General features: G+C 66.1%; 20 protein-coding genes. 10 read left to right on the top strand and 10 right to left on the bottom strand.

Annotated elements, in window-relative coordinates:
- Positions 1-39: 39 nt before the first annotated feature.
- The 10 genes from coaBC to EHH60_RS26945 all read left to right on the top strand — a co-directional run bounded on the left by coaBC (position 40) and on the right by EHH60_RS26945 (position 15,905).
- On the top strand, positions 40-1,491 hold the full coding sequence (gene coaBC, locus EHH60_RS26990; protein ID WP_124162421.1) for a bifunctional phosphopantothenoylcysteine decarboxylase/phosphopantothenate--cysteine ligase CoaBC: 1,452 nt from the start codon (positions 40-42) through the stop codon (positions 1,489-1,491).
- Positions 1,488-1,946 carry a dUTP diphosphatase gene (gene dut, locus EHH60_RS26985; RefSeq protein ID WP_124162420.1) on the top strand — a complete coding sequence of 153 codons (459 nt, stop codon included), beginning with the start codon at positions 1,488-1,490 and terminating at the stop codon, positions 1,944-1,946. The genes coaBC and dut overlap by 4 nt, the downstream gene beginning before the upstream one ends.
- Positions 1,947-2,214: 268 nt before the next feature.
- Positions 2,215-4,719 carry a sensor histidine kinase gene (locus tag EHH60_RS26980; protein WP_124162419.1) on the top strand — a complete coding sequence of 835 codons (2,505 nt, stop codon included), beginning with the start codon at positions 2,215-2,217 and terminating at the stop codon, positions 4,717-4,719.
- Complete coding sequence (gene tsaE, locus EHH60_RS26975) at positions 4,716-6,296, top strand: tRNA (adenosine(37)-N6)-threonylcarbamoyltransferase complex ATPase subunit type 1 TsaE (RefSeq protein WP_124162418.1); 1,581 nt, start codon at positions 4,716-4,718, stop codon at positions 6,294-6,296. The genes EHH60_RS26980 and tsaE overlap by 4 nt, the downstream gene beginning before the upstream one ends.
- A gap of 87 nt (positions 6,297-6,383) precedes the next feature.
- Positions 6,384-6,701, top strand: a complete 318-nt coding sequence (locus EHH60_RS26970) for a PilZ domain-containing protein (RefSeq protein ID WP_124162417.1) — start codon at positions 6,384-6,386, stop codon at positions 6,699-6,701.
- A 118-nt stretch (positions 6,702-6,819) separates the two neighbouring features.
- Positions 6,820-7,542 (top strand): nucleotidyltransferase family protein, encoded by a 723-nt coding sequence (locus EHH60_RS26965; protein WP_124162416.1) that lies wholly within the window; start codon positions 6,820-6,822, stop codon positions 7,540-7,542.
- A gap of 170 nt (positions 7,543-7,712) precedes the next feature.
- On the top strand, positions 7,713-10,859 hold the full coding sequence (gene addB, locus EHH60_RS26960; protein WP_124162415.1) for a double-strand break repair protein AddB: 3,147 nt from the start codon (positions 7,713-7,715) through the stop codon (positions 10,857-10,859).
- Positions 10,853-14,362, top strand: coding sequence for a double-strand break repair helicase AddA (gene addA / locus EHH60_RS26955; protein WP_199752054.1), 3,510 nt, complete (start codon positions 10,853-10,855; stop codon positions 14,360-14,362). The genes addB and addA overlap by 7 nt, the downstream gene beginning before the upstream one ends.
- Positions 14,363-14,432: 70 nt before the next feature.
- On the top strand, positions 14,433-14,753 hold the full coding sequence (trxA, locus tag EHH60_RS26950; protein ID WP_008540017.1) for a thioredoxin: 321 nt from the start codon (positions 14,433-14,435) through the stop codon (positions 14,751-14,753).
- 93 nt (positions 14,754-14,846) lie between these two features.
- Positions 14,847-15,905 (top strand): ATP-dependent DNA ligase, encoded by a 1,059-nt coding sequence (locus tag EHH60_RS26945; protein WP_283811855.1) that lies wholly within the window; start codon positions 14,847-14,849, stop codon positions 15,903-15,905.
- Positions 15,906-15,954: 49 nt separating this feature from the next.
- Here EHH60_RS26945 and EHH60_RS26940 read toward each other — a convergent pair whose 3' ends face one another.
- From EHH60_RS26940 to rpsA, 10 genes are all read right to left on the bottom strand, one after another.
- Positions 15,955-16,695, bottom strand: coding sequence for a metallophosphoesterase family protein (locus tag EHH60_RS26940; RefSeq protein ID WP_124162412.1), 741 nt, complete (start codon positions 16,693-16,695; stop codon positions 15,955-15,957).
- 154 nt (positions 16,696-16,849) lie between these two features.
- On the bottom strand, positions 16,850-18,193 hold the full coding sequence (locus tag EHH60_RS26935) for a bifunctional folylpolyglutamate synthase/dihydrofolate synthase (protein WP_124162411.1): 1,344 nt from the start codon (positions 18,191-18,193) through the stop codon (positions 16,850-16,852).
- The gene (gene accD, locus EHH60_RS26930) at positions 18,190-19,131 is read right to left on the bottom strand and encodes an acetyl-CoA carboxylase, carboxyltransferase subunit beta (RefSeq protein WP_061879951.1); all 942 of its coding nucleotides are present in this window, start codon (positions 19,129-19,131) and stop codon (positions 18,190-18,192) included. The genes EHH60_RS26935 and accD overlap by 4 nt, the downstream gene beginning before the upstream one ends.
- A 174-nt stretch (positions 19,132-19,305) precedes the next feature.
- A complete protein-coding gene (gene trpA / locus EHH60_RS26925; RefSeq protein WP_124162410.1) occupies positions 19,306-20,142 on the bottom strand; it encodes a tryptophan synthase subunit alpha in 837 nt (278 codons plus the stop codon).
- Positions 20,139-21,353, bottom strand: a complete 1,215-nt coding sequence (gene trpB / locus EHH60_RS26920; RefSeq protein ID WP_124162409.1) for a tryptophan synthase subunit beta — start codon at positions 21,351-21,353, stop codon at positions 20,139-20,141. Before trpB ends, trpA begins: the two co-directional genes overlap by 4 nt.
- Positions 21,350-22,021, bottom strand: coding sequence for a phosphoribosylanthranilate isomerase (locus EHH60_RS26915; protein ID WP_124162408.1), 672 nt, complete (start codon positions 22,019-22,021; stop codon positions 21,350-21,352). The genes trpB and EHH60_RS26915 overlap by 4 nt, the downstream gene beginning before the upstream one ends.
- 66 nt (positions 22,022-22,087) lie before the next feature.
- Entirely contained in the window at positions 22,088-22,480 is a 393-nt protein-coding gene (locus tag EHH60_RS26910) for a lipopolysaccharide assembly protein LapA domain-containing protein (protein WP_124162407.1), read from the bottom strand.
- Between the two features lie 82 nt (positions 22,481-22,562).
- On the bottom strand, positions 22,563-22,868 hold the full coding sequence (locus tag EHH60_RS26905) for an integration host factor subunit beta (RefSeq protein ID WP_124162406.1): 306 nt from the start codon (positions 22,866-22,868) through the stop codon (positions 22,563-22,565).
- A gap of 171 nt (positions 22,869-23,039) precedes the next feature.
- Positions 23,040-24,020, bottom strand: a complete 981-nt coding sequence (gene sppA, locus EHH60_RS26900; protein WP_124162405.1) for a signal peptide peptidase SppA — start codon at positions 24,018-24,020, stop codon at positions 23,040-23,042.
- Positions 24,021-24,390: 370 nt separating this feature from the next.
- Positions 24,391-26,097: a 30S ribosomal protein S1 gene (gene rpsA, locus EHH60_RS26895; protein WP_124162404.1), complete on the bottom strand. Its 1,707-nt coding sequence runs from the start codon at positions 26,095-26,097 to the stop codon at positions 24,391-24,393.
- Positions 26,098-26,202 lie beyond the last annotated feature (105 nt).

The raw sequence follows: 26,202 nt of genomic DNA, 5'->3' as shown, positions 1-26,202 counted from the left end.
AGTGATAGCATCGCTATCATTCCGTGCTGGAGGGGCGTCATGGCAAGCCTGACCATCCGCAAGCTCGACGATGCCGTCAAAACCTATCTGCGGCTGCGCTCGGCCACGAACCGCAGGTCGGTCGAGGAGGAGGTCCGGGTCATCCTGCGGGAGCTGATCGAGGGCCGCGAGGAGCCGCTGACGCCGTTTGCGGTGCCGCCTGCGCCCTCTACCGCCGCGGCGTCGCAGCGCACCGGTGCCCTCCCCGAGGCCAGCGTCACCCTGATCATCGGGGGCGGCATCGCGGCCTACAAGTCGCTCGACCTGATCCGCAGGCTCAAGGAGCGCCGCATCGAGGTCCGCTGCGTGCTGACCAAGGCGGCACAGCAATTCGTCACGCCGCTCGCCGTCAGCGCGCTCTCGCATGAGCGCGTCTACACGGACCTGTTCGACCCCCAGAGCGAATTCGACGCCGGCCATATTCGACTCGCGCGCGACTGCGATCTGATCGTGGTGGCGCCGGCGACCGCCGACCTGATGGCGAAGATGGCGAACGGTCATGCCGACGATCTCGCCAGCGCCATCCTGCTCGCCACCAACCGCAAGGTGCTGCTGGCGCCGGCGATGAACCCGCTGATGTGGAGCAACGCGGCGACACGCCGCAACCTTGCCTTGCTCCAGCGCGACGGCGCGGTGCTGATCGGCCCGAACTCGGGCGAAATGGCCGAAGCGGGTGAAGCCGGCGTCGGTCGCATGTCGGAAGCCATCGAGATCGCCAATGCCGCCGAACGGCTGCTGCGGCCGCCAGTGCCGCGGCCGCTCGCCGGCAAGCGCGTGCTGATCACTGCTGGTCCCACGCACGAGCCGATCGACCCCGTGCGCTACATCGCCAACCGCTCCTCCGGCAAGCAGGGCTTTGCCATCGCCGCCGCCGCGCAGACCGCCGGCGCCGAGGTGATCCTGGTGAGCGGCCCGGTCGACCTCGACGATCCACCTGGAGTGACGGTGAAGCACGTGGAGTCGGCGCGGCAGATGCTGGAGCAGGTGCAGACCGCGCTTCCGGCCGATATCGCGATCTTCGCTGCCGCGGTCGCCGACTGGCGTGTCGCCAATGAAGGCGAACAGAAGCTGAAGAAAACCTCGGCCGGCATGCCGCCGCTTCAGCTGGTCGAGAATCCCGACATCCTCGCCACGATCTCCAAGCTGACCGACAAGCGCCCGCCGCTGGTGATCGGCTTTGCCGCCGAAACCGAACATCTCATCGACAACGCCAAAGCAAAGCTCGCGCGCAAGGGCTGCGACTGGATCGTCGCCAACGACGTGTCGCCGGCCACCGGCGTGATGGGCGGCGACCGCAACACCGTCCACCTCCTCAGCCGCACGAACGGTGCCAAGGACGGCGAGATTGCAGTTGATTCCTGGCCGGTGATGACCAAGGAGCAGGTCGCCACCGAACTGGTCGCACACATCGTCCGAAGCGCGACCGACAAATCCCTGGAGACGGCACCTTGAGCACGATGGTCACGGTCGAACTGCAACGCCTCGCCCATGCCGAAGGTCTGCCGTTGCCGGCCTATCAGACGGTGGAGGCCGCCGGCCTCGACCTGATGGCAGCCGTTCCGGACGCCGAGCCGATGACGCTCGCGCCCGGCCAATATGCGCTGGTGCCGACGGGTCTGGCGATCGCGCTGCCCGCCGGGCATGAGGCGCAAGTGCGGCCGCGCTCGGGGCTTGCGGCCAAGCACGGCGTCACCGTGCTGAACTCGCCGGGCACGATCGACGCGGACTATCGCGGCGAGATCAAGGTGATCCTGATCAACCACGGCGCGGCGCCGTTCGTGGTCAAGCGCGGCGAGCGCATCGCCCAGATGGTGATCGCGCCCGTGGTGCAGGCTGCGCTGGTTCCGGTGGCGACCTTGTCGGCGACCGGTCGCGGCGCCGGCGGCTTCGGCTCGACCGGCCGCTAGTTCTTGACCGCTCCCGCATGCTTGCGCGGAAGGAGCACATGTTCATCGCGGCTGGAAAATTCGCCTGACGCGCTAACGCACGGCAATTCCAGCCGAATCATCGCGAAGAACGACGTGACCGCGGAACCGCGCGCCCGGCATTTTTGTCTGGCCGCGTTTGCGTTCACGATCTGGACTCTTACCGCCGGAGTCACGGTGGGGGTATTGTCTTTTGATTCGCGCGCGACGGGGGTCGCCGCGCGCAAATTCGTGCGGTCTTGGGGCAAGTATGTCAGGCGTGATCGTGTCGATGCGTCGGACGCTGCTGTCGTGCACGTCGCTGGCGCGCAGCGGCTTGATTGGGAGCGCTCTTGCGGCGCTGCTGCCGGCTGCGCCGGCCAGGGCCGCCGATCTCATCGACACTCTCTCCAGCATGCTGGACTTCAACCGGCAGGAACTCGCGGTGCTCGCCACCGCGCTGGCTTTGCTCGGTTTCTCGGTCGTGGCCGCGATCCTCTTGATGCGCACGCGGGTGCGCTTGGTCAAGAACGAGGCGCGGCTACGCGCACGAATCGGGGAACTTCAGCTCCAGGCCGACCGCTTCGGCGCGCTGCTGTTCGCCGAGCCGCAGATCCTGATCTCCTGGCCGGCCGGCGATAACCGCGTTCAGATTTCCGGCGACATCTCCCTGGTGCTGCCGCGCGACTCCTCCCCGCAGCGCGTGCTGGCGTTCGGAACCTGGCTGCCCCCGGAGCCCGCGCTCCAGATGGACCATGCCGTGGACGCGCTGCGCGATCGCGGCGACGGGTTCCAGCTGACGTTGACCACTGCGCACGGCCATACGCTGGAAGCGATCGGCCGCGCCATCGGCGGCCAGGCCATAGTCCGGATTCGCGAGCTCTCAGGACTGCGCCGCGATCTGGCCGAGACCAATCTGCGCTACAAGGCGCTCTCCGACGAGACCGAGATGCTGCGCGGCCTTGCCGCCGCCGCACCCTGGCCGATCTGGGCCAAGGGCGAGAACGGGGCACTGACCTACGCCAATCCGGCCTATGTGCGCGCCACCGAGGCCAACAGCGTCACCGACGCCCAGGAGCGCAAGCTCGAGCTGCTCGACAGTGCCAATCGCACCGCGATGGAGCGGGGACTGAAGGACGCGACCAATTTCAGCTCGCGGCTGCCGATCGTGATCGGCGGCGAGCGGCGCATCTACGACGTGCGCGCCATCAATGTCGGCAGCGGTAGCGTCGGGGTCGCAATCGATGCCAGCGAGGCGGATGCGCTGAGGTCGGCGCTGGTGCAAATGGCAGAGGCGCACCGCCGCACGCTCGACCAGCTCTCCTCCGGCGTTGCCGTGTTCGACGGCCAGCGCCGCCTCGCCTTCTACAACGATTCCTATCGGCGGCTGTGGGACCTCGACCGCACCTTCCTCGACGCCAACCCTGACGATTCCAGCGTGCTCGACCAGCTCCGCGCCGCGCGCAAGCTGCCGGAGCAGCCGGATTTCCGCGCCTGGAAAGCCAAGCTGCACGAAGCCTATCGCGCGGTCGAGACCGCCAAGGACACCTGGTTCCTGCCTGACGGCCGCGCGCTCTCGGTCGTCACCACCCCGAATCCCGAGGGCGGCGTCACCTATCTGTTCGACGACGTCACCGAAAGCCTCGACCTCGCCCGCCGCTTCGACGGCCTGATCCGCGTTCAGCGCGAGACGCTGGACAGCCTCGCCGAGGGCGTCGCGGTGTTCGGCAGCAACGGCAAGGCGCAGCTGTTCAACCCGGCCTTCGTCCGGATGTGGAAGCTCTCCAGCGACGCCATGCGCGACGAGCCGCACATCCAGACGGTGGAAGGCTGGTGCCATCAGCTCTACGACGATCCCCTGGTCTGGCGCCAGATCCGCGAGGCCATCACCTCGATCGAGAACCGCGCCGACGTGCCGCTGAAGCTGGAGCGCAAGGACGGCAGCGTGCTCGACGGCATGATCCGGCCGCTGCCCGACGGCGCTACCATGCTGACATTCCAGGACATCACCGATACCGAGAATGTCGAGCGCGCGCTGCGCGAGCGCAACGAGGCCTTGGAGGCCGCCGACCAGATGAAGGTGGATTTCGTCCACCACGTCTCCTACGAGCTGCGCTCGCCGCTGACCACCATCATCGGCTTTGCGCATTTCCTCAGCGATCCCTCGACCGGGCCGCTGACGCCGAAGCAGGCCGAATATCTCGACTACGTCACCAAATCGACCAACGCGCTGCTCGCGCTCACCAACAACATCCTGGATCTCGCCACCATCGACGCCGGCGCGATGAAGCTGGAACTCGGGCAGGTCGACGTCAGCAAGGCCATCGAGCTCGCCGCCGAGGGCATCCAGGACCGGCTCGCCACCGACCGCATCCGCCTCAAGGTCGAGATCGCGCCGGATGTCGGCAGCTTCACCGGCGACGAGAAGCGCGTGGTGCAGGTGCTCTATAACCTCCTCGCCAACGCTGTCGGGTTTTCTCCACAGGATTCCACCGTCGGCATCAGCGCACGGCGCACCGAACACAGCGTGGTCTTCACCGTGACAGATTCGGGCCCTGGAATACCTGCCGACATGAAGGACAAGGTGTTCAACTGGTTCGAAAGCCGCTCCCAGGGCTCGCGTCACCGCGGCGCCGGGCTCGGCCTGTCGCTGGTGCGCTCCTTCGTCGAGCTGCATGGCGGCAAGGTGCGGGTGGATTCGATCGTCGGCCGGGGCACGGTCGTGATCTGTGATTTCCCGACCGACCAGGCGGCGCATCGCGACGCCGCCGAATGACGGATACAACCACATTCTCGGTCGCGCTCCACAACGAGACGGCCACCACGCAATTGATGGCCGACCTCGCGCTGCTGGTCGGTCCCGGTGACGTCATTACGCTCACCGGCGATCTCGGTGCCGGCAAGACCGCGGCCGCGCGCAGCCTGATCCGCTACCTCGCCGGCGACGAGACGCTGGAAGTGCCGAGCCCGACCTTCACGCTGGTGCAGGGCTACGAGCTGCCGCCGTTCCCGGTGATGCATGCCGATCTCTACCGCGTCGAGGACGAGAGCGAGCTCGACGAGATCGGGCTGTCGCCGCTGCCGGATGCCACGCTCATCCTGATCGAATGGCCCGAACGTGCTCCCTCGGCAATGCCCGCGGATCGCATCGACATCGCGCTGACGCATCGGCCGGCGCTGGGCTCGAGTGCGCGCGCCGCCGACATCACCGGTCACGGCAGGGCCGCCGCCATCGTCGCGCGGCTGCAGGCGCTGCGCGAATTCCTCGACGCCTCCGGTTACATCGATGCGACGCGCAGGCGCATGGCCGGCGATGCCTCGACCCGTTCCTATGCGCGGCTGCTGCGCGATGACGGCGTCGTCATCCTGATGAACTTTCCGCAGCGGCCTGATGGCGCGGCTCTCTACAACGGCAAGTCCTACAGCGCCGCGGTGCATCTTGCGGAGAACGTCAAACCCTTCGTCGCGATCGCCGAAGGCCTGCGCGCGCAGGGAATCTCCGCGCCCGCGATCCATCACTCCGATCTCGATCATGGCTTCCTGATCACCGAGGACTTTGGCAGCGAAGGCGTGATCGAGGGCGATCCGCCGCGGCCGATTGCCGAGCGCTACGAAGCCGCGACCGACGCGCTGGCGATGCTGCATGGCAAGGCGCTGCCGGAGACGCTGCCGCTGGACGGGAAGACCTACGAGATCCCCGTCTTCGACGTTGAGGCGATGCTGATCGAAATCGGACTGATGCCGGAATGGTACCTGCCCGATCGCAACGCGCCGTTGAACGACGAGAGGCGTGCGGAATTCTTCGCGATGTGGCGCGAACTGCTCAAGCCGCCGCTGTCGGCGCCGAAGACATGGATCATTCGCGACTATCACTCACCGAACCTGATCTGGCTTGAGAATCGCACGGGCATCGCGCGCGTCGGCGTGATCGACTTCCAGGACACCGTGCTGGGGCCGCAATCCTATGACGTGGTGTCGCTGCTCCAGGACGCCCGCATCGACGTGCCCGAGAACATCGAGCTGACGCTGCTCTCGCGCTACATCAAGACGCGACGCGCGCAGGACACGAATTTCGATGCGGCCGGTTTCGCCGAGCTCTACGCCATCATGTCGGCGCAGCGGAACACGCGCCTGCTCGGCACTTTCGCCAGGCTCAACCGCCGCGACGGCAAGCCGCATTATCTGCGCCACCAGCCGCGGATCTGGACCTACCTCCAGCGCTCGCTGGCGCATCCCGCGCTCGGCGCCTTGCGCGACTGGTATCTCGCCAACGTCCCGCCGCCCCAAGGGGCGTTCCAAGGGGCATCCCAAGAACCGTCCCAAGAACCATCCCAAGCGGCATCTCAAGCCTGATTGAGACCCGATTTACCGGCCGTTAGCCAAAACGTCGGTATTCTGGCAGCGAGGCAGCCGGACAATTACGGGGCTGGAGCGGGACAGATGGCGGTACAGACGGACCAGCGCGGCAACGGCCGGGTTGTTTTCGAACGCGGGATTCCGGCCCAGGTGATGGGAATCGACGGCACCTGGCGGCGCGACTGCACCATGGAGGACGTCTCCGAGAGCGGCGCCAAGCTGACCATCGAGGGCTCGGTGGAAGGGCTCCATCTGAAGGAATTCTTTCTCCTGCTGTCGTCCACCGGGCTCGCGTATCGGCGCTGCGAGTTGGCCTGGGTCAATGGCGACCAGATCGGCGTCAATTTCCTCAAGCTGGGCGACAGAAAGAAAAAGGCGCGTTCCGCGACCATTGGGGCGTGACGGCAACACCCGTCGTACAACCGTCACGGCGGGTGGTTAAGGCGGTCGAGATGCAATGCGGCTGATCGAGCCTCGTGGTACGATTGCTGCGAACGCGAAAGGTCTGAGAAAGCGAAGGATGCCCGTCAAACCGACCAAAGCCATGGTGCTCGCCGCAGGGTTTGGCCTGCGCATGCGTCCGTTGACGGACACGATGCCGAAGCCGATGGTGCCGGTGGCCGGCCAGCCGTTGCTCGACCACGTGCTCGACAAGCTCAGCCAGGCCGGCGTGACCGAGGCGGTGGTCAACGTGCATTACCTGCCCGACCAGATCATCAATCACGTCGCTTCGCGCCAGCGTCCGCGCGTGACCATCTCCGACGAGCGCGATCAGGTGCTCGGCACCGGCGGCGGCGTGGTCAAGGCGCTGCCGCTGCTGGGCGACGCGCCGTTCTTCCACGTCAATTCCGACACGCTGTGGATCGACGGGGTGCGCTCGAACCTGACGCGGCTCGCTGAAAATTTCGACCCTGATCGAATGGACATCCTGCTCTTGATGGCGCCGACCGCGACCAGCATCGGCTATGGCGGCCGCGGCGATTACGGAATGCTGCCCGACGGCGCCCTGCGCAAGCGCAAGGAAAAAGAGGTCGTTCCGTTCGTCTATGCCGGCGCAGCGATCATGTCGCCGTCGATCTTTGCCGATGCGCCCAAGGGCGAATTCTCGCTGACGAAGATGTTCGACCGCGCCAACGAGCAGGAGCGGCTGTTCGGTCTCCGCCTCGACGGCGTCTGGATGCATGTCGGCACGCCGGATGCCGTGCACGCCGCGGAAGAGGCGTTTCTGGAGAGCGTGGCGTAAACCCCGTCATTCCGGGGCGCGCGCGAGCGCGAACCCGGAATCTCGAGATTCCAGGTTCGATGCTTCATCGCCCCCGGAATGACAGTGGGAGAGCGGGGATGACTCACCCGCACCCATGACCATTCGACGCCACCTCCCTATATTGCCCTGATTCTCGAATCAGGCAGCCCATGCGCGTTTTCAGCGTTCCCATCTCAGTTCCGTTCCTGCGCACGGTCGTCACGGCCCTGCTCGACGGCCGCCTGGTCGAGGGGTTCGAGGCCCGCAAGGAGCCGGCGCGGCTGGCCGACGCCACGCTGTACCTGCCGACCAGGCGCGCGATGCGCGTCGTGCGTGAGATCTTCCTCGACGAGATGAAGGCGGACGCAGTGGTGCTGCCGCGCATCGTCGCGCTCGGCGACATCGACGAGGACGAGCTCGCGTTCGCCGGCGAGAGCGAGCAGTTTTCCGGTGCCGCGCCGCTCGACATTCCGCCGCGGCTGGGCGAGCTCGAACGACGGCTCACACTGGCGCAGCTCGTCGCCGCCTGGGCCAAGGGCCCGGTGCTGTCGCCACTGGTGGTCGGCGGGCCGGCCTCGACGCTGGCGCTGGCATCCGATCTCGCGCGCCTGATCGACGACATGGTCACGCGTGGCGTGGACTGGAGCGCGCTTGATGGACTGGTGCCTGACAACCTCGATCGCTACTGGCAGCACTCGCTCGAATTCCTGCGCATCGCGCGCATGGCCTGGCCAAGTCATCTCGCCGAGATCAACCGGATCGAGCCGGCCGCGCGGCGCGACCTCCTGATCGCGGCGGAAGCCAAACGGCTGACCGCGCATCCGACCGGGCCGGTGATCGCGGCGGGTTCGACCGGCTCGATGCCGGCCACCGCGAAGTTTTTGCACGCAGTCGCGTCGCTGCCGCATGGCGCGGTGGTGCTGCCGGGCCTCGACACCGATCTCGACGACGACGCCTGGCGCACCATCGGCGGCGTGCGCGATTCGCTCGGCAAGTTCGCGGAGCATCCGGCCTCGAACCATCCGCAATATGCCATGCACGCGCTGCTGGATCGCTTCGGCATCAAGCGCAGCGACGTCGACATTCTTCAGCCCCCAGCGGACGGCGGCCGCGATCTGCTCGCGTCCGAATCGATGCGGCCCTCCGCCAGGACGGAAGTCTGGCACGACCGGCTGAAACAGCCCGACATCGCCGCGGGGATCGCCGGCGCCATGAAGAACCTCGCTGTCGTCGAAGCCCCCAACCCTGAAATGGAAGCGCTCGCGATTGCCATTGCGATGCGCGAGGCGCGGCATCTCGACAAGTCGGCGGCGCTGGTGACGCCCGACCGCGCGCTGGCGCGGCGGGTGATGGCGGCGCTGACCCGATGGGACCTCGCCTTCGACGATTCCGGCGGCGATGTCCTGATGGAAACCTCGGCCGGCACCTTTGCTCGTCTCTCGGCAGAGGCGGCGACCAAGGGCCTGGAGCCTCCAACATTGCTGGCGATGCTGAAACATCCGTTATGCCGGCTCGGCCGCGCGCCCGGCGCGTGGAGAATGGCGGTCGAGGGCCTGGAGCTTGCGGTGCTGCGCGGCACGCGCCCACCGGCGAGCACCGCCGGCCTCCTGCGCGAATTCAACCGCTTTCGCGAGGAGCTGGCAAAGCTTTGGCGCAGCGAGGTCTCCGCGCTCCACAAGGCCGAGCCGCGCGCGCGTCTCAAGGCCGAGGATCTCGATCGCATCCAAACTCTGATCCATGCCCTGCAAAAGGCATTGGCGCCGATCGAGAGCCTGCCGCCGTCGAAGCCGTATGACTTCGCCGAGCTCGCGCATCGGCACCGCGATATCCTGATCGAGCTGTCGCGCGACGAGCAGGGCATCCCGCTCGCCTTCGAGGATCGCGATGGTCTCGCGCTTGCCACCGCCTTTGACGATCTCCTGCGCAGCGGCACGGCCAGCGGGCTGATGGTGCCGCTGCCCGACTATCCAGACGTCTTCCAGACGGCGTTCGGCGACCGCGCGGTGCGGCGGCGCGACAGACCCGGCGCCCGCTTGCAGATCTACGGCCCGCTGGAATCGCGGCTGATGCAGGCCGACCGCATCATCGTCGGCGGCCTGATCGAAGGAGTCTGGCCGCCAGCGCCGCGCATCGATCCCTGGCTCAGCCGGCCGATGCGGCACGAGCTGGGCCTCGACCTGCCGGAGCGACGCATCGGCCTCTCTGCCCACGACTTCGCGCAGCTGCTCGGCGGCGACGAGGTGATCCTCACCCATTCCGCCAAGGCCGGCGGCGCGCCGGCGGTGGCCTCGCGCTTCCTGCACCGGTTGGAAGCGGTCGCGGGTGATGATCTCTGGAAGGCGGCGGTCCGCGCCGGCGAGAAGTTTGTGCAGTTCGCGGCCGCACTGGATCAGCCCGACAAGGTCAGACCGATCAAGCAGCCGGAGCCGCGGCCGCCCCGCGCGACGCGGCCGCTCAAGATGTCCGTCACCGAAATCGAAGACTGGCTGCGCGATCCCTATACGATCTACGCCAAACGTATCCTGCGGCTCGATGCGCTCGATCCCGTCGACATGCCGCTCTCGGCCGCCGACCGCGGCTCGGCGATTCACGACGCGATCGGAGAGTTCACGGAGACCTATGCCGCGCATCTGCCCGCCGATCCCGTGCGCGTGCTGCGCGCGATCGGCGAGAAGCATTTTGCGCCGCTGATGGAACGGCCCGAGGCGAAGGCGCTGTGGTGGCCACGCTTCCAGCGTATCGCGCGCTGGTTCGGCGATTGGGAGACGGCGCGGCGCGACGCGATCGAGGCCATCACCGCCGAGACCCGGGGCGAGATCTCGATCCCGCTCGACAATGCGCGCACCTTCCATCTTTCCGCGCGCGCCGACCGCATTGAGCGCCGCCAGGGCGGCTTCTATGCCATTCTCGACTACAAGACCGGGCAGCCGCCGACCGGCAAGCAGGTCCGCATGGGCCTGTCGCCACAGCTCACGCTGGAAGCCGCGATTCTGCGCGAGGGCGGCTTCCCTGATATCGACGCCGGTTCCTCGGTGAGCCAGCTCGTCTATGTCCGTCTCAGCGGCAACAATCCACCGGGCGAGGAGCGCATCCTCGAGCTCAAGTTCAAGCAAGGTGACGAACCGCAACCTCCGGATACCGCCGCGGCCGAGGCAAGAGCAAAGCTGGAAGCGCTGATCCGTGCCTTCGAGGATGAGAACCAAGCCTATACCTCGCTGAACCTGCCGATGTGGGCGAACCGCTACGGCACCTATGATGATCTCGCCCGGATCAAGGAATGGTCCGCGGCCGGCGGATTGGGGATCGAGGAATGGTGAAGTTGCCGCGCCCCATCCCGGATGAAGTGCGCGCGCGGCAGGCGCGTGCATCCGATCCGACTGCATCGGCCTTCGTCTCGGCCAATGCCGGCTCGGGCAAGACCCATGTGCTGGTGCAGCGCGTGATCCGTCTGTTGCTGTCGGGCGTGCCGCCGGAAAAGATCCTCTGCATCACCTTCACCAAGGCCGCCGCCGCCAACATGGCCGAGCGTGTGTTCACCACGCTTGGTCATTGGGTGACGCTGGACGATGATGCGCTCGACGCGGCGATCCGCGCGGTCGGCATCCCGCATCCCGGTGCAAAACTGCGCCGCGACGCTCGAAAACTGTTCGCCTGCGCGCTGGAGACTCCGGGCGGGCTGAAGGTGCAGACCATCCACGCGCTGTGCACGCGCCTGCTCCAGCAGTTTCCGTTCGAGGCCAACGTGCCGGCGCGCTTTGCCGTGATCGACGAGCGCGACCAGACCGACATGATGGAGCGCGCCAATCTGAAGGTGCTGCTGGAGGCCGCGCGCGAGCCGGAGAGCGTCACCGGCCGCGCGCTGCTGACAGCAATGGCGAGCGCCGCCGATGTCACTTTCAAGGAGGTCGTGCGCGAGGCGTGTCTGAGCCGCGATCACTTCATGGCCTGGACCGACGAGGCCGGCAACGCGGAAGCCGCAGCGGCACAGTTGGCCACCGTGCTCGGCGTCGACGCGAGCGATCGCATCGAGGATGTCGAGACGGAAATTCTGGATGGCCCGTTCCTGCCGCGATCGCGCTGGGACGGCATCGCCTTCGCGCTGGAAGACGGCAGCAAGTCGGACAATGACCAGGCGGGGCGCCTCCGCGGGGCAAAGGCGTTCTCCGGCAGCGATCAGGTCGATGCTTATTTGTCTGTCTTCCTCACCGACGAGAAGCTGCCGCGCAAGGCGGTGCTGACCAAGAAGTTTTGCGACAACAACCCATCCGTCGCCCGCCTGTTCGAGGCGGAGGTGCAGCGCCTTAGCGGATTGATCGAGAAGCGCCGCGCGGTGACCATGCGGGACCGCACCGCCGCCCTGCTGCACATCGCGACCGCGGCTGCCGCGAATTACCGCCGCGAGAAGCAGGAGCGCGGGCTGCTCGACTACGACGATTTGATCGACAAGACGCTGGCGATGCTGGACCGCGTCTCCTCGGGCTGGGTGCACTACAAGCTCGACCGCGGCGTCGACCACGTGCTGATCGACGAGGCGCAGGATACCAGTCCGCGACAATGGGACATCGTCGCGCGCATCATCTCCGAGTTCACGGCCGGCGAAGGCGCGCGCGAAGGACTCAATCGCACCATCTTTGCGGTCGGCGACGAGAAGCAGTCGATCTTCTCGTTCCAGGGCGCGGCGCCCCACGAGTTCGACGCGCGCCGGCGCGAACTGCATCGCAAGTTTACCGCAGCGGGGCTGAAGTTCGATCCGGTCGCCTTCACCTACTCGTTCCGCTCGGGTGCGACGATCCTGCACTCGGTCGACCACGTCTTCCGCGATCCCGCGATCTACAAGAGCATCCACTCGGTCGAGATCGGCCATCCCCTGCACAACGCGCTCAGCGATGCCGGCCCGAGCGTGATCGAGCTGTGGGATCTCGCGGAGCCCGACGATCGGCAGGACATCGAGGGCTGGCGTGCGCCGTTCGACGGCGTCGCGGTCACCAGCCCCGAGGTCAAGCTTTCCCGACGCATCCAGGCCGAGATCAAGCGGCTGGTCGAGAGCGGCACGCTGACGGGGCACGAGGGCGAGCGCCGCCCCCTGCGCTATGGCGACATGCTGATCCTGGTGCGCCGGCGCGGCAACGCATTCGACGCCGTGATCCAGGCGCTGAAGCACGCCGGCATTCCGGTCGCCGGTGCCGACCGGCTCAAGCTCACCGAGCACATCGCCATCATCGACCTGATGAACCTGGCCGACGCGCTGCTGCTGCCGCAGGACGATCTCGCGCTCGCGGTGGCGCTGAAGAGCCCGCTGTTCGGGCTCGACGACGACGACCTGTTCACTTTGGCCCATGATCGCAAGGGATCGCTGCGACGCGCGCTCGGCGAGCATGCGGCCACCAGCGACAAATTCACGACCGTGCTGCGTCGCCTGGAGGCCTGCGAGATCCGTGCCCGCGAGGAGACGCCGTTCGCGTTCTACGCCTGGCTGCTGGGCGGCGATGGCGGGCGGGCGCGCATCCTGCGCCGGCTCGGCCACGAGGCCAACGATGCGCTCGACGAATTCCTGGAGCTTGCGCTGAACTATGAGCGTAAGGCGCCGGCCTCGCTGCAGGGCTTCATGGCCTGGCTGCGCTCGGCCGACACCGAGGTGAAGCGCGACATGGAGATCTCGCGCGATGAGGTCCGGGTGATGACCGTGCACGGCGCCAAGGGCCTGGAGGCCTCGGTCGTGTTCATGGTCGACACAACGTCCTCGCCCGCGGACTCGCAGCGGCTGCGGCTGATCCACGTGCCGCGCGGCAATGGCGGCGAGGTCGTGGTCTGGGCCGGGCGCAAGGCTGATGATCCCAGGCCTGTCGCCGAGGCGCGCAAGGCCATGCTCGAGGAGACCGAGGACGAATATCGCCGCCTGCTCTATGTCGCGATGACGCGCGCGGCGGACCGGCTGATCGTCGGCGGCTGCATGCCCGGCAATATGAAGACGGTGCGCAAGCTGAGCTGGTACGATCTGGTCGACACCGGGCTCAAAGGCTCGGGTCTCGACAAGCAGGTGATCGAGACGCCGCTCGGCAAGGTGACGCGATTCGCCCGGCCGGAGGATGTCGCGGCGCTGGGCACGCCGGCGGCGCCCCCGGAACAATCGGTCGTGCTGCCGGACTGGCTGCGGACGCCGGCACCGTCCGAGATCATCGACGAGGATCCCGTGCGCCCCTCGGGCCAGTCTGCCGAGGAAGGCCGCAGCGTGCGGACCGGCGAGTCGATCCAGTCGCGCGCCCGGGCGCTGCAACGCGGCACGCTGGTGCACCGTCTGCTGCAATCCCTGCCCGACATCGCCATGGAGCGCCGGCGCGAGGCCGCGCTCGGCTTCATGGCGCGCAATGCCTCGGACTGGCCGGAGGCCGACCGCACGGCGCTCGCCGGCAACGTGCTCGCTTTGATCAGCGAGCCGCGTTTCGCCCCGGTCTTTGCCGCCGGCAGCCGGGCGGAGGTTGCCATCGCCGGCCGGCTGGAGCGACCGGGCCGCACCCCGGCGCTGGTGTCGGGGCAGATCGACCGGCTGGTCGTTCGCCCCGATGAGGTCCTGATCGTCGATTTCAAGACCAACCAAGCCGCCCCCAAGAGCGCCGCTGAGGCGCCGGCAGCCTATGTCCGGCAGCTTGCGCTGTACCGCGCGGTGCTGTCGCGGCTCTATCCCCGAAAGCCCGTCAGGGCCGTCCTGCTCTGGACGGAGGCCCTTGAATATATGGAGATTTCGGCCCCCGCGCTGGACGCGGCGCTGGCATCCCTTCATCTCGGTGTGAGCGTCCTTGACCCGGCAAGGAGCCGTTCATAGGTTGACCGCATGATCCCGGGCGCGATTCCAGGTCGCGCCGATTCTCTTTCAACCGAGTGAGGTACTCCCAATGGCCGTTAGCAAGGTTTCCGACGCCGATTTCGAAGCCGAAGTGCTCAAGGCGAACGGCCCCGTGGTCGTCGATTTCTGGGCCGAATGGTGCGGCCCCTGCCGCATGATCGCGCCCGCCCTCGACGAAATCGCCGGTGCGATGGGCGACAAGGTCAAGATCGTGAAGCTCAATGTCGACGAGAGCCCGAAGACCGCCTCCAAGTATGGCGTGATGTCGATCCCGACCCTGATGATCTTCAAGGGTGGCGAGATGGCCTCCCGCCAGGTCGGCGCGGCGCCCAAGGCGAAGCTGCAGCAGTGGATCACCTCCGCGGTCTGATCCACCTCGCGCAAGATTATTTTCGACAGCGGCCGGCGAAAGCCGGCCGTTTCGCGTTGATGGGACGTGTTCAGCGTATGACGAGTCCCGCCCTTGCCATCCCCTCCCGCAAAGCGCGCCCGAAGATCGAGCCCTCTCGTCGCCATGGAGGCGCGTTCGGTCGACGAGATCCCGCGCGGCAAGGAATGGCAATATGAACCCAAATGGGACGGCTTCCGCTGCCTGCTGTCGCGTAACGGCAGCGACATCGACCTACGCTCGAAATCCGGCGAAGACCTCGCGCGCTATTTCCCCGAGATCGTTGCCGCTGCGCTGAAGTTGAAAGCCGAGCGCTTCACACTCGACGGCGAGATCGTCGTGCCGCACGGCAAGAGCTTTTCCTTCGACGCGCTCCTGCAACGCATTCATCCGGCGGCGAGCCGCGTGAAGAAGCTCTCGATGGAGACACCGGCGCTCTATCTTGTTTTCGATTTGCTCGCGACGTCCCGGGAGAAAGATCTGGCCGAGAAGACGCTGCGCGAGCGCCGGCCGGCGCTGGATGCGTTCGCGAAAGCCGACCTCAAGGGCAGCATCTTCCGTCTTTCGCCGGCGACGGCCAGCTACGCCACCGCCAAGAAATGGTTGGCGCAATCCGGCGGCGGTTCCGACGGCGTCATCGCCAAGCGCATCGACCTGCCCTACCAAGCTGGCACGCGCGACGGCATGCAGAAGATCAAGAAATTCCGCAGCGCCGATTGCGTGGTCGGCGGCTTCCGCTACGCCACCAACAAGATCGCCGGACGTAATGTGGTCGGCTCGCTGCTGCTCGGGCTCTACGACGATGACGGCCTGCTGCACCATGTCGGCTTCACCTCGGCCATCAAGGCGGAGGAGAAGCCTGCCCTGACCGATCGGCTGGAGGCGCTGATCGGCGAGCCCGGCTTCACCGGCAATGCGCCGGGCGGGCCGAGCCGCTGGTCGACAGAGCGTTCGGCGAAATGGTGTCCGCTGAAGCCGAAACTCGTTATCGAGGTCTGCTACGACCATTTCAGTGGCGAGCGCTTCCGCCACGGCACCTCGATCCTGCGCTGGCGCCCGGACAAGGCGCCGCGGCAATGCCGCTTCGAACAGTTGAAGCAGAAGGTGGCGGACCCGATGAAGCTGTTGAAGTGACGCGGTCTCGTGCCCCGGACGCAGCACCGCGTCCGGGACACGCGAGGTTCTACTCGATCCACCCCGTCGCCAGCGCGTTGGCGAGCTCGGGCTGACCATTGCGCCGCGCCAGCGCAGCCATCGCCTCGTGATCGTAGGCGACGTGGCGGAACGTCACCTGCCAAGTGCCACCGGCGAACTCGAGAATCGCATAACGCGCGTGCGGCGTGCCGGCCTCCACCACATGCGGGAACGGATGCTTGTCGCGATAACCAGGGCTGCCGACGCTGCCGGGATTGACGATCAGCCGGCCATCGCGCAAGCGCACGGCACGGGCGAGATGGGTGTGGGCGCACAGGATCAGCGACTGCGTGATCCCTTGCGCAAATTGCTCGATGCGATCGAGCGGAGACAGCGCCACCGTGCCGTCGGGATGCACGGTATCGAGCCAATAGACTTCATCGTTACCGGGCGTCGCGTGGCAAAGAAACACCCGCTCACGGAAAACGCGCGTCATCGGCTGCGCCCGCAGCCAGTCGAGCTGCGCGGCATCGAGCTGGGCGTGGGCAGGCCGATCCCACGAACCCATCTTCTCCGGCGGACGGTCGAGCAGATAGCGATCGTGATTGCCGAGCACATGCACGGCATCGAGCTGCATCAGGATCTCGATCGTGCGGCGCGCATCGAGCGGGCCGCTCAGCATGTCGCCGAGATTGAGAATGTCGGCGATGCCGTGCGCGCGGATGTCGGCGAGCACGGCCTCCAGTGCGAGGTAATTTCCGTGGACGTCGGCGATCGCGGCGAAACGCATTGTTGTTATCTCTCCTCTCGCGCCTCGGACGCAGCGCAGCACGCAGTGGTGCGCTGCAAGCCGGGTCCCATGCGGCTCTGGGTCCCGGATCAGCGCTCCGCCCTGGACAACGCTACGCGTTGCCAAGAGCTGCGCTTGTCCGGGACACGGAAGCTCATGCAGGAGGCGTGCCGTTGATCGCCAGCACGTGGCCGGCGAGATACAGCGAGCCGGTGATCAGGATGCGCGGCGGCACCTCGTAGGCGAGCTTCGCCAAGGCGCGCAGCGCGGCTTCGACGCCGGAAACGGTCTCGACGCGCATGCCGAGGCTGCGCGCGGCATCCGCGAGGCGATCGACCGGCATTGCGTTCTCGGTGTCGGGAATCGGCACCGCGATGATATGGCGGGTGAGGCCAGCGAAATTGGCGAGAAATCCCTGCGCGTCCTTGTTGGCCATCATGCCGGCGATCACCACCAGCGGCCGCGACACCCGCTCCTCGAGATCGCCGAGCGCCGCCGCCGCGACACGCCCGCCCTCCGCATTGTGGCCGCCATCGAGCCAGATCTCGGAGCCCTGCGGACCCCAGGACAGCAGCTCGCCCGAGGCGATGCGCTGCATCCGCGCCGGCCATTCCGCGCCGACGATGCCGGCTTCGAACGCGGCGTGGTTGACCTTGATGGCTGGCAGCGCACGCAGTGTCGCGATCGCGAGCCCGGCATTGGCGAATTGGTGGCGGCCGAACAGACGCGGCGCCGGCAGATCCATCAAGCCGCGATCGTCGGAATAGACCAGACGCCCGCGCTCGACATTGACGTGCCAGCTCTCGCCTGCGGCAAACAGCGGCGCGCGCGTGCGTCTCGCCTGCGCTTCGATCACCGCCATTGCCTTCGGCATCTGCTCGGCGCAGATCACCGGCACGCCGCGCTTGATGATCGCCGCCTTTTCGCCGGCGATCGAAGCGAGGGTGTCGCCGAGGAAATCCATGTGATCCATGCTGACAGGCGTGATCACGCAGGCCGCCGGCGCATCGATCACATTGGTCGAATCGAGCCGGCCGCCGAGGCCGACTTCGAGCAGCACCACATCGGCCGGGTTCTGCGCGAACAGGTGAAACGCGGCAGCCGTCTTCAGCTCGAACACGGTCGCCGGCTCGCCGGCATTGACGCGCTCGACCTCTTCCAGCGCGGCGCGCAACTCGTCGTCACCGACGAGCGCACCGCCGCCCACGCGGCCGAGCCGGAAGCATTCATTGATGCGGACGAGATAGGGCGAGGTGTAGGCGTGGACGCGCAGGCCCGCAGCTTCCAGCGTCGCTCGCAGATATGCGAGCGTCGAGCCCTTGCCGTTGGTGCCGGCGATGTGGATCACCGGCGGCAGCTTGCGTTCGGGGTGACCGAGCCGTTCGAGCAGGCGGTGCATCCGCTCCAGCCCGAGATCGATGCGCTTCTGATGCAGGGCCGACAACCGCCCGATCAATTCGTCGAGCGGTCTCTTTGCACTGTCAGAGGAGGCGTTCACGCGTGGGGCGCAGCCGGCGCCGTCTCGGCGGCCGATACGATCTGCGCCGGGCTCGCGACCGGCTGCACTGATTTCGATGCGCCTTCCAGCGCCGGCGCCTTGGTCAGCAGGCGGCAGAGCCGCGCCAGCGTCGGGCGCAACTCGTGACGATGCACGACCATGTCGACCATGCCGTGCTCCTTGAGGTACTCGGCGCGCTGAAACCCTTCAGGGAGCTTCTCGCGTATGGTCTGCTCGATCACGCGTGCACCGGCAAAGCCGATCAGCGCACCCGGCTCGGCGATCTGCACGTCGCCCAGCATCGCATAGGACGCGGTGACGCCCCCAGTGGTCGGATTGGTCAGCACGACGATGTAGGGCAGCTTTGCCTCGCGCAGCATCTGTACCGCAACCGTGGTGCGCGGCATCTGCATCAGCGACAGGATACCCTCCTGCATGCGCGCGCCGCCGCTAGCCGCGAACACGATGAACGGCGATGTCTTCTCGACCGCGAGCTCCATTCCGCGCACGATGGCTTCGCCCGCAGCCATGCCGAGCGAGCCGCCCATGAAGTCGAAATCCTGCACGGCGACGACCACGGCGGAACCTTCGAGCTTGCCATAGCCGACCTTGATCGCGTCGTTCAGATTGGTCCGCGCCCGCGCATCCTTGATGCGGTCGACATATTTCTTCTCGTCGCGGAACTTGAGCGGATCGGGCGTGACCTCAGGCAGCGCGACGTCGAACCAGGTCTCGTTGTCGAAGATCGACTTCAGACGCGCCACCGCGCCCATGCGCATATGGTAGTTCGAGCCGGGAATGACGAACTGGTTGGCCTCGACGTCCTTGTAGAACACGAGCTGCCCGGAGTCCGGACACTTGATCCACAGATTCTCCGGCGTCTCCCGCCGCAGCATGTTGCGGATCTTCGGCCGGACCACGTTGGTAAGCCAGTTCATGGTTTGCTCCGATGTGCGAACCCGCCTCGCGGATCGCCTGAAGAGATATATGGCGGCCTGGCCGCTGCCCGGCAAGCCGCCGTGTCGTCCGCGTTAGAGCATGATCCGGAAAAGTGTGAAGCGGTTTTCCGACAAGATCATGCTCAAACTAACAAGCTAAAGCGGAATTATGACCTATTCGGCCGCCTGTTGCGCGCCCTTGACGCCCTGGGCCAGGGCCGCCGTCAGCTCAGCCACGGCGTTGACGGTTTTGGCCGTCGCCCGTCCCTCGGCATCGAGGCTGTTCTTGAGCGCATCCACCAGTGCGGTGCCGACCACCGAACCATCGGCCTTCTCGGCAATGGCGCGCGCCGCCTCCGGCGTGCGGATGCCGAAACCGACGCAGATCGGCAGCCTGGTATGCCGCTTAATGCGCGCAACAGCTTCGCCGACGGCATTGGCGTCCGCCGCCGCGGCGCCGGTGATGCCGGCAATGGAGACGTAATAGACAAAGCCCGACGTGTTCGCGAGCACCGCCGGGAGACGCTTGTCGTCGGTGGTCGGGGTTGCCAAGCGAATGAAGTTCAGGCCGGCCTTCAGCGCGGGAATGCAGAGCTCGTCGTCTTCCTCCGGCGGCAGATCGACGATGATCAGGCCGTCAACGCCCGCGCTCTTGGCGTCTGTCAGGAACTTGTCGACGCCGTAGATGTAGATCGGATTGTAGTAACCCATCAGCACCAGCGGCGTGACGTTGTCGTCCTTGCGGAAATCGCGCACCAGATCAAGCGTCTTCTTCAAGGTCATGCCCGCCTTGAGCGCGCGCAGGCCTGCAGCCTGGATCGACGGACCATCGGCCATCGGATCGGTGAAGGGAATGCCGAGTTCAATGACGTCGGCGCCTGCCTTGGGCAGCGCCTTGACGATATTGAGCGACGTCGCGGCATCAGGGTCGCCAGCCATCACATAGGTGACGAAGGCCGAGCGGCCTTGGCTTTTCAGCTCGGCAAAACGGGTGTCGATACGCGTGGTCACTTCTTGCCCCTCAGGATGTCGCCGACCTGCGGGACGTCCTTGTCGCCGCGGCCGGAGAGATTGACGACCATCAGGTGATCCCTGGGCCGTTTTGGCGCGAGCTCCATCACCTTGGCGATGGCGTGCGCGGGCTCGAGCGCGGGGATGATGCCTTCGAGCTTCGACAGCAGCTGGAACGCGGCGAGCGCCTCGTCATCGGTCGCGGAGAGATAGTTCACGCGGCCGACCTCGTGCAGCCAGGAATGCTCGGGGCCGATGCCGGGATAGTCGAGGCCGGCCGAGATCGAATGCGCGTCCTGGATCTGGCCGTCCGCATCCATCAAGAGGTAGGTGCGGTTGCCGTGCAGCACGCCGGGACGGCCGCCCGCGATCGAGGCCGCGTGCAGTTGCGTAAGGCCGTGGCCTGCGGCTTCGACTCCGAAGATCTCGACCGTGGGATCGTCGAGGAACGGATGGAACAGGCCCATCGCATTCGAGCCGCCGCCGATGCAGGCGACCAGCGAATCCGGCAGGCGGCCTTCGATCTCCTGCATCTGCGCCCTGGTCTCGTTGCCGATGATCGACTGGAAGTCGCGCACCAGCGTCGGATAGGGATGCGGGCCAGCGACGGTGCCGATGCAATAGAACGTGTTGTGCACGTTGGTGACCCAGTCGCGCAGCGCCTCGTTCATGGCATCCTTCAGCGTGCGCGTGCCCGACTGCACTGGCATCACCTTGGCGCCCAGCATCTCCATGCGGATGACATTGGGCTGCTGCCGCTCGACGTCGACGGCGCCCATATAGACCACGCATTCCAGGCCAAAGCGCGCGCACAGCGTCGCGGTGGCGACGCCGTGCTGGCCGGCGCCGGTCTCGGCGATGATGCGCTTCTTGCCCATGCGCCGCGCCAGCATGATCTGGCCGAGCACGTTGTTCACCTTGTGCGAACCGGTGTGGTTCAGCTCTTCGCGCTTCAGGTAGATCTTGGCGCCGCCGAGATGCTCGGTCAGGCGCTCGGCGAAATAGAGCGGCGAAGGCCGGCCGACATAGTTCTTGAGATAGCCGTTCATCTCGGCCTGGAACGCCGGATCGGCCTTGGCGGCGGTGTAGGCCTTTTCCAGATCGAGGATCAGCGGCATCAGGGTTTCGGCGACGAAGCGTCCGCCGAAGATGCCGAAATGGCCGCGCTCGTCGGGGCCGCTGCGGTAGGAATTGGGTTTGGCGACGTTCATCGGACACTCAACTCTTGACTTGTATCTTGGCTGGCGCGCGCGGCGCGAATGAAGGCCTTGATCATCTCGGGATCCTTGACGCCGGGGGCGCTCTCGACACCGGAGGACACGTCGACGCCCCCGGCGCGGGTGACACGGAGGGCTTCGGCCAGATTGTCGGCGTGCAGCCCCCCCGAGACCATGTACGGCAGTTTCAGATCGAGCTTTTCCAGGAGGTGCCAGTCGAAGGGCTCCCCGAGACCGCCGGGCCGCGTTGCGTCCTTCGGCGCGCGCGCATCGAACAGGATGCGGTCGGCGACGGCGGCGTAGCCGGGCAGCACCGCGAGATCGGCAGCTGTCGCGACCGGGACCGCTTTCATCACCGGGCGGCCGAAGCGTTGCTTGATGTCTCGCAGCCGCGCCACGCTCTCGCTGCCGTGGAGCTGGAGAATATCGGGCGACAGCGCATCCATGATGTTGTCGAGCGTGGCGTCGTCGGCGTCGACCGTGAGCGCGACCTTGAGCGCGCGCTGCTTCACCTGACGGCCGAGCTCGCGCCCCGCCTCCAGAGAGAGATGCCGCGGCGACGGCGGAAAGAACACGAACCCCACCATGTCGGCGCCGGCGTCGAGCGCCGCTTGAAGCGTCTCGCGCGTGGACAGGCCGCAGATTTTGACGAGCAGGGACATGGTCTCAAAGCAGATGAAGGCCGCGGGTCCGCGGCCGGAAAACGGGGCTTTCGGTTGGGGCCGCTTCTACAACGTCGCGCGCTGCTTGTCTCGCCCGATGGGCCCGTACAGCCCCACCCCGGAAGGCGCGGGAAGGCGCTGGGGCTCTGCCCTGGCCGCAGCCGCCTGGGCCCGCAGATCGGCCAGTTCGGCCCTGATGGCCCGGGCCTCCGCATCATTCCGACGCGCCGCGCGCCGCCAGTGCCGCTGGCCGAACCAGACGGCCGAGCCGCCGACCACGACGCCCAGCGCGGCCACCAGGATCAGGAGCAGGAACAGCGGCAACGTCAGCGACAGTGACGGGTCGTCGGAAATGAAGGGATCGAAGGAGACCGTGACGAAATGCCGGTTGGCGACGGCAAACGCCACCAGGATCAGGCCCAGCGGAATCACGATCAGCGCGGTCAGGAACTTTCGCATCTCGCGTCGCTCGCCTTGAATCAAGCCCGCGGCCGCATCCTGTGCGACCGCGAAAAACCCTAAAGCGCGGTCACATCGCGCTTCAGTCTGCGCCGCCGGGATCTGGATGGTCGCGGTTCAGCCGCTCGCGCATTTCCTTGCCGGTCTTGAAGAACGGAACGCTCTTCTGATCGACTGGCACATGGGCGCCGGTGCGTGGATTGCGCCCTGCGCGGGCAGGGCGGTGCTTGACCGAGAAGGCACCGAAGCCGCGCAACTCGACGCGATCACCGCGCGCGAGGGCCGCTACGATCTCTTCGAGAATCGCATTCACAATGTTCTCGACATCCCGCTGGTACAGATGCGGGTTGTGCTCGGCGATACGCTGAACAAGTTCGGATTTGATCATCGAGAGATAGGACCCGGAAGCGTGCGGATGACCATTTCCGTGAAAATACCGTGATCTGTCAAGACGCTAAATCAAGGCTGAGCGTCGCGAAAATACGTGACAAATGCCGAAAAAGCGTGCTGCGCCGGCACTCGTCCCACGAGAAAACCTCGCGGAACTCGCCTGCTCCAGTCAGTTTGATGCGGCCGGCTGCCACAGGGCCAGCATTCCATCCATTCCGAGCCGGTCGACCGCCTGCGCGACACCGGTTTGGCCGATTTGATGCGCAATCGAGCCCAAACCGAGCGCTTCCAGCGTCACGGCGGCGGCGGTCTTGAGGAATGTCAGATCGCCAAAGCGCGGCTCAAGCTTGTAATCGCGTACCGGAAGTCCCTTCTTGACGCCCTTGTGCTCGATCAGCCAGGTCACCGCCGTCTTCTCGTCACCGATCTGGTCGATCAGCTTGAGATCGATCGCCTGGCGCCCGGTAAAGACACGGCCATCGGCGACTTTTTCGAGCTGCGTGTCATCCATGCCACGCCGCTCCTTCACCATTCCCTTGAACCAGGCGTAGGAATCCTTGACCAGCGCATCGAGCGCGGCGCGCGCCTCGGGACTGGTCGGCTCAAAGCCGTTGGGAGCTGCCTTCAGCGGCGAGGATTTCACCTCCTCGACCCTGACGCCGATGGTCTTCAGCAGCTCGGAGACGTTGGGATACTGGAACAGCACGCCGATCGAGCCGACCAGCGAGCTCTGCTGGGCGACGATGTGGTCGCTGGCGATCGCCGTGATGTAGCCGCCCGATGCGGCGAGGCCCTCGACGACGACGACCAGCGGCTTCTTCGCTTTCAGCCGGGTGAGCGAGTCGTAGAGCTGCTCGGAGCCGGCGGTGGTGCCGCCCGGCGAGTTGATGTGAACGATGACGGCGGCGGCCCGCGAGCTCTCGAGCCGCTCCAGCGCCTGCGTGCGCTCGGAATCGCTGCGGATCAATCCATCGATGTGAACGCGTGCGATCGAGCCGGCGGATGCGAAGGTCCCGCGCGCTCCGGGCGTCGCCATCAGCGCAAAGCTCGCAATCGCCGCGATCGCGATCAGCGCGGCCATCACACGCCAGAACGTGAGCTTGCGGCGGATCCTGCGGCGATCGACGATGATGTCCGAATCGAGCGACATCGGAGTATCTCCAAATGAAAGGCTGGGCGCGTTGTGCCGTCACAGCGTGACCATTGGCTTAGCTGAATACATCAATTGCGGCGCAATTTGAAGAAAACAAGGCCTGGTGAGGGACGAGCAAGTCGCCGCAGACTCAGTCATCATCCCCGCATAGTGCGCAATTGCGCACGGGGCGGGGATCCATAATCCCAGGAAGAAGTCGTCGCGCGAGCTGGCAACTGCGAGTCTTCGTCAAACTTCTCCCTGCGGCTACGGGTCCCGGATCCGCGCTCCGCTTCGCTGCGCTTGTCCGGGACGACAGTTGTGTATGCCGCAACAAAAAAGCCCCGGCTCGCGCCGGGGCTTCGATGCAGCAAAACGGACGTTTAGCTTACTTGCTGTCGCGGTTCTTGAGCGCGGTGCCCAGAATGTCGCCGAGCGTCGCGCCCGAATCGGAAGAGCCGTACTGCGCGATGGCTTCCTTCTCTTCGGCGACCTCCAGCGCCTTGATCGACACCTGGACCTTGCGGGCCTTCTTGTCGAACTGGATCACGCGGGCATCGACCTTCTCGCCGACGGCGAAGCGTTCGGCGCGCTGGTCGTTGCGATCACGCGCGAGCTCGGAGCGCTTGATGAAGGTGGTGAAATCGGTACCGGCGATCTTCACCTCGATACCGCTCTCCTTCACTTCGAGCACTTCGCAGGTCACGACCGCGCCCTTCTTGACATCGCCCGGCTCGGCGAAGGGGTCACCTTCGAGCTGCTTGATGCCGAGCGAGATACGCTCCTTCTCGACGTCCACATCGAGCACCACGGCCTTCACCATGTCGCCCTTCTTGTAGTTGTCGATCACCTGCTCGCCCGGAAGCTTCCAGTCGAGATCGGAGAGGTGGACCATGCCGTCGACGTCGCCCTCGAGGCCGAGGAACAGGCCGAACTCGGTCTTGTTCTTGACCTCGCCCTCGACCACCGAACCGGTCGGGTGGCTTTCGACGAAGACCTCCCACGGATTGCGCATGGTCTGCTTGAGGCCGAGCGAGATGCGGCGCTTGACGGAATCGACTTCCAGCACCTGCACGTCGACTTCCTGCGAGGTCGAGACGATCTTGCCGGGATGCATGTTCTTCTTGGTCCACGACATCTCGGAGACGTGGATCAGGCCTTCGATGCCCGGCTCGAGCTCGACGAATGCACCGTAGTCGGTGATGTTGGTGACGCGGCCTGTGAAGCGGGCACCCAGCGGGTACTTGGCTTCGATGCCCTGCCACGGATCGTCCAGCAGCTGCTTCATGCCCAGCGAGATGCGGTGCGTCTCGTGGTTGATCTTGATGATCTTGACCTTCACGGTCTGACCGATCGAGAGCACCTCGGTCGGGTGGTTGACGCGGCGCCACGCGATGTCGGTGACGTGCAGCAGGCCGTCGATGCCGCCGAGGTCGACGAACGCACCGTAATCGGTGATGTTCTTGACCACGCCGTCGATGACCTGACCCTCTTCGAGGTTCTGCACCAGCTCCTGACGCTGCTCGGCGCGGGTCTCTTCCAGCACCGTGCGGCGGGAGACGACGATGTTGCCGCGGCGGCGATCCATCTTGAGGATCTGGAACGGCTGCGAGTTGTTCATCAGCGGCGCAACGTCGCGGATCGGGCGGATGTCGACCTGCGAGCGCGGCAGGAACGCCACCGCACCGTCGAGGTCGACCGTGAAGCCGCCCTTGACCTGGTTGAAGATGACGCCGTTGACCTTCTCGTTGTTCTGGAACGCCTTCTCGAGCTTGCCCCAGCTCTCTTCGCGGCGCGCCTTGTCGCGCGACAGCACGGCTTCGCCGAGGGCGTTTTCGATGCGATCGAGGAACACTTCCACCTCGTCGCCGACCTTGAGATCGCTTTCACGGCCGGGGCCGGAAAATTCGCGCAGCGCGACGCGGCCCTCGGTCTTCAGGCCGACGTCGATGACGGCCATGTCCTTTTCAATTGCAACCACCTTGCCCTTGACGACGGAGCTTTCCTGCAGGTTGCCGCCTGCAAAGGACTCGTCGAGCATCGCGGCGAAATCGTCACGCGAGGGGCTATAGGTATCAGCAGAAGTCGAAGCCATTTGTTCTCCAATTGCGGATGTCTTGCCGGCCGTTGGGTTCGTGGGCGCATCGCACGCGCAGTGTCGGAAGGTCCGCAAAACCTTCGAGCGACCGCTCGCTGCCCC

This window comes from Bradyrhizobium sp. RP6 (assembly GCF_003837805.1).
In the GTDB taxonomy this organism is placed as follows: Bacteria; Pseudomonadota; Alphaproteobacteria; order Rhizobiales; family Xanthobacteraceae; genus Bradyrhizobium.
Note: the sequence above shows the minus strand (reverse complement) of the source record. Positions and strands in the feature narration are given on the sequence as shown.